The organism is Oleiphilus sp. HI0080 (genome assembly GCF_001635135.1).
The window spans coordinates 1-4,239 of sequence record NZ_LWFU01000576.1 but is presented as its reverse complement, the minus strand read 5'-3'; the positions used below and the strand labels follow the sequence as shown (position 1 = coordinate 4,239).

General features: G+C 47.7%; 3 protein-coding genes and 1 pseudogene. 3 read left to right on the top strand and 1 reads right to left on the bottom strand.

From position 1 onward, the window contains the following. A pseudogene (locus A3751_RS12735) lies at positions 1-1,587 on the bottom strand (NAD-glutamate dehydrogenase domain-containing protein); the annotation flags it as partial. Between the two features lie 187 nt (positions 1,588-1,774). Between A3751_RS12735 and A3751_RS12730 the strand changes: the two are divergent. The 3 genes from A3751_RS12730 to A3751_RS12720 all read left to right on the top strand — a co-directional run. Next, entirely contained in the window at positions 1,775-2,743 is a 969-nt protein-coding gene (locus A3751_RS12730) for a MoxR family ATPase (RefSeq protein ID WP_068456605.1), read from the top strand. Positions 2,744-2,776: 33 nt separating this feature from the next. Next, the gene (locus tag A3751_RS12725; RefSeq protein ID WP_068456603.1) at positions 2,777-3,757 is read left to right on the top strand and encodes a DUF58 domain-containing protein; all 981 of its coding nucleotides are present in this window, start codon (positions 2,777-2,779) and stop codon (positions 3,755-3,757) included. Further along, the coding region (locus tag A3751_RS12720) for a DUF4381 domain-containing protein (RefSeq protein ID WP_068456600.1) at positions 3,754-4,239 on the top strand (486 nt) is incomplete at its 3' end. The genes A3751_RS12725 and A3751_RS12720, both read left to right, overlap by 4 nt.

Here is a 4,239-nt window from a genome sequence, read left to right as displayed (position 1 = left end):
ATAACTTGCATTAAAACCTTGGCGATAATGCTTTGCGAGATGACTACCCTGTTCTTCGCCATACTGTTCTGTCAGTGCGGCTTCCAAGTCGTCATGCCAGGAAATAACGACACCGAGAATTTTCTGTTCGATCGCTTCAAACTTAGCGCGCGATGGCACTTTATCGGTGAGTTTGATATTAAATTGTGTACGCGCCAAAGGGGATTCAGAGAGCAGAGTATTAAAATCTATGTCTTCTGCATCCAGCTCATCTACCAGCAAATGCTGAATTTTCAGCCTTAGATCGGTATTAAATATGTCTCGTGGCACATAGACCAACGCACACACAAAACGTCCAAAAGCATCTTCCCGCAGATAAATACTTACCTTGCGGCGCTCTTGGGCATAAAGCGCGGAATTAATTGCGCCATAGAGTCGCTCTGCGCTCACCTGAAACAGCTCATCCCGCGGGAAGGCAGACATTAATTGTTCAAACTCTTTTCCAGCATGATCACGAAGATCGTAGCCAGACAAGTCTCTGGCCTGCACAACTTTTTGTCGCAACAGCGGAACGTTATTTAAATCATCATTGAATACACGGGCCGTGTACAAACCCAAAAACCGGCGCTCACCAACCACATCGCCCTTGTCATCGAACTTTTTGACCACCACATAATCAGCGTATGCCGGCCTATGAACGCGCGACCTTCGCGATGATTTTGCAAAAAGGAATATTTCTTTTTCCAAAATGTGTTCACGAGTGTGTCTTGGCACGTCTTTTAAAACAACTTTGGCGTCGCTTTTATACGCATCTTTGAGTATTCCGAGTGCCGTCTTATCCTGACGAACCAGCACGCGATCGGCGCCCGCACCCTCGATGTCATATTCAACATAACCAAGAAAGGTAAAGCTATTGCTTGCCAACCAATCCATGAATGCAGAGGCTTCTTCAAGATCTTCTTTTGAGGCATGAGAGTGCCCCTTATCTGCCCAGCTTTTCGTAATCGCTCCCACGCGATCCAGCATTAATGGGTAATCATCGACCGCCGAAAAAACCTCCGACAACACCCCATCAAGTTTGTCGCACAGTGAACGTATTTGATCCTGTTTGGTAATTCGATCAATTTCGATGCGAATCAACGCCTCTTCCCTGCAGGACTCAGATCGCTTTGAGCCCGGCTCAAGCGCTTTCAATTTACCATTGCCATCACGTTCGCTGCTCAAGATAACGTTTTGAATACCCTGCACACGCAAATTCATATCCGTAAGCGCAATACGAAGCGAGTCTACGATAAACGGGACATTGTCCATCAACACCGTGATGACTGTGTGTGGCGACTGCCATCCATCCACTTCTAGCCCCGGGTTGTCGATCGACACTTTGGTTTTTGCTGTCAGTGGTTGCTCAACGAATTTCCATAAACTAATCAGGTATCCAAAAACGTCATTAACCCTTCGCCCTACAAATTCTTCGGTATAGGCGGAGTCAATAAAACGTGTTAGAAAGCCGCGAACGGCCTCTTGTTTTGACTTGTTAATTTGTTCTTTTACGAGTGTATCAAGTTGCTTGACGATGGCGCGTTTGTCTTTCGTTTCGATCAGTTTCATAAATCCTAGACTCAAAATTAGTCTTCGCTCAGTCCTTGATGGCCCCAGATAACGAAGCGTGGCGATTTTTTATTAATAAGAAGCACGATTAAGAATAGTTCATTGCATAGAAATTGCGTATTAACGACGCTTCCTTTAGCTTTACCATTCTTAATATACTCATACAACCTTGTTGGAGAAGCGGTGAATGGGATCTGATCAGGTATTTGAGCAGCTACGCCTATCATTGGAAAAATCTATTATTGGCCAGCCCCATCTTGTCGAAAGACTATTGATTAGTCTGTTGGCGGACGGGCATCTACTTGTTGAGGGCGCGCCTGGGCTTGCAAAAACCAAGGCCATAAAAGCGCTTTCAGACAACATCCAAGGCAATTTCCAACGGATTCAATTTACCCCAGACTTGTTGCCATCAGACGTCACAGGCACAGAAATCTACCGCATGGAAACGGGTAGCTTTGAGTTCCAGAAAGGGCCTATTTTTCATAACCTTATTCTTGCAGATGAAATCAACCGTGCTCCCGCAAAAGTGCAGTCGGCACTCTTGGAAGCAATGGCTGAGCGGCAAGTCAGTGTGGGTAAACAAACATACCCTCTTGACGATCTATTTCTGGTAATGGCGACCCAAAACCCGATCGAGCAAGAAGGCACTTATCCATTGCCAGAAGCCCAGCTTGATAGATTTCTACTGCATGTAATAATTGACTACCCTGATGCGGACGCGGAACGAGCCATACTTAAACTCGTTCGTGGAGAGGCACTCGCCTCAAGTAGCAGTGACGAAGTCGAGGCGATCACGGTAAGTCAGGCAGCAATCATGCAAGCGCGACAAGAGGTTCTGCAAATTCACATGGCCGATGCCGTTGAGGATTATATCGTCAACTTGACCATGGCGACTCGGAACCCTCAGCCGTTTAGTGCAGAGCTCGCAAGATGGATTGAATACGGCGTAAGTCCACGAGGTACTTTGGCGCTTGATCGATGTTCTCGAGCCTATGCATGGCTTCAAGGCAAGAATTTCGTCAGCCCTGAAGATGTTGCTGCGGTTTTGCACGACGTATTTCGACATCGTGTACTGCTTAGCTTTGATGCAGAGGCGGAAGGACAAAGTGTTGAGGCAGTTCTTGAATGTCTGCTGGCAAGCGTGCCCGTTGCTTAGCCGTATTCTGAGACGTCGAGGGCATTCAGTCTAATGGCGAGCAAACCACACTCTCACACACTTCCTGAACTTTTGGGCGACGGCGTATACACCAGTGTTGAAGAACTGGTGTCTCTCAACGCCCACGCCAAACATCTGTCTCACTTAAAAGCGCGAGTAGCGAGTCAAGTACAGAGTGGCTCTCATCACTCTCGCTTCAAAGGCAGAGGCATGGAGTTTGCCGAAGTGCGGCCTTATCAAGCAGGAGACGATGTTCGCAGTATTGATTGGCGTGTAACGGCGAGACGGCAGAGCCCCCATACGAAACTCTTTCAGGAAGAGCGTGAGCGACCCGTCATGATTTTATGTGATCAGTCAGCATCGATGTTTTTTGGCAGCAAGGACTGCATGAAATCCGTTCTCGCGGCAAGAAGCGCTGCACTATTGGCGTGGAGTGCACTGTCACACAACGACCGTGTCGGCGGCATTGTGTTTAATGAAAAAGCCAAGTTGACCGTAAAACCGGCCCGTAGCCGAAAAGCATTATTGCGTTACTTCAAGCATTTAGAAGAAGCCAACAACGCGCTGACAGCGACTTCGCTCAGCGAGGGCGGCATTTTTGATAAGCATTCATTCACTGAAGCGCTCATTGAGGCGAATCAAGTCACGCGCCCAGGAACCTTGGTTTTCGTAATCAGCGATTTCCATCGATTAGATGCCAAGGCAAGCCAACAGCTCAGCGCTCTCGCTCGTCATAATGAGTTAATACTTCTTCGCTGTAGCGACCCTCTTGAACACACGCTTCCAGTAGGCGGTATTCTGCCAATACGTAATGGTGACGATGTGTTTTATCTGAGTCCAGAAGAGCAGCAAACGCATTCGGCTCTTCGTGCATGGGACGACAACATTGAGCGTCAACTATCGCAACTAGCAAAATCTCGGAACACCAACTTTTGGGACATTTCTACAGGCAAGTCGGTTGACTCACAGCTACATCAAATTACCAACCAAGTTCGGGGTGTTGGACGACGATGAATGCGCTTGATCCGCTCGCTCAGCTCAATGACATAATCGAGGCGCAGGCAATCACATGGTGGCCACTTGCTATTGGGTGGTGGCTGCTGATTTTCGTTGGCGTTACTGTCGTTGGCGCTACATTTGTCTTTTTTATTAAGAGGCATCAAAGGTTACGTTATAGGAAAGAGGCGCTGCTAGCGCTGCTAGATCTCGAGAGACGATATTTCAAATCGACACCAGACCTAACATCTGACACAGGTCATCGGGATGCAAGTCGTCTCAACGCGGAAGTAAATATGTTTTTAAAACGCATCCTCAGCAGTCAGCAAGGCTCTGCCGACTATCGAACGCAAACATCCGACGCATGGAAGCAGACTTTAGACGAGAAGCTTCCTTTCCTTTCCGAGCAAGACAAAGACCTTTTAGCATCTGGTCATTACGCCCCCGTTGCGACGCGCCTTGATAGGGCCTTTTTTGAAAGCCTAAAAAAATGGCTTAAG

Bases quoted from the DNA above. Each gene is read 5' to 3' on its own strand.
- A3751_RS12730 (WP_068456605.1), top strand. From the start codon at position 1,775: ATGGGATCTGATCAGGTATTTGAGCAGCTACGCCTATCATTGGAAAAA.
- A3751_RS12725 (WP_068456603.1), top strand. From the start codon at position 2,777: ATGGCGAGCAAACCACACTCTCACACACTTCCTGAACTTTTGGGCGAC.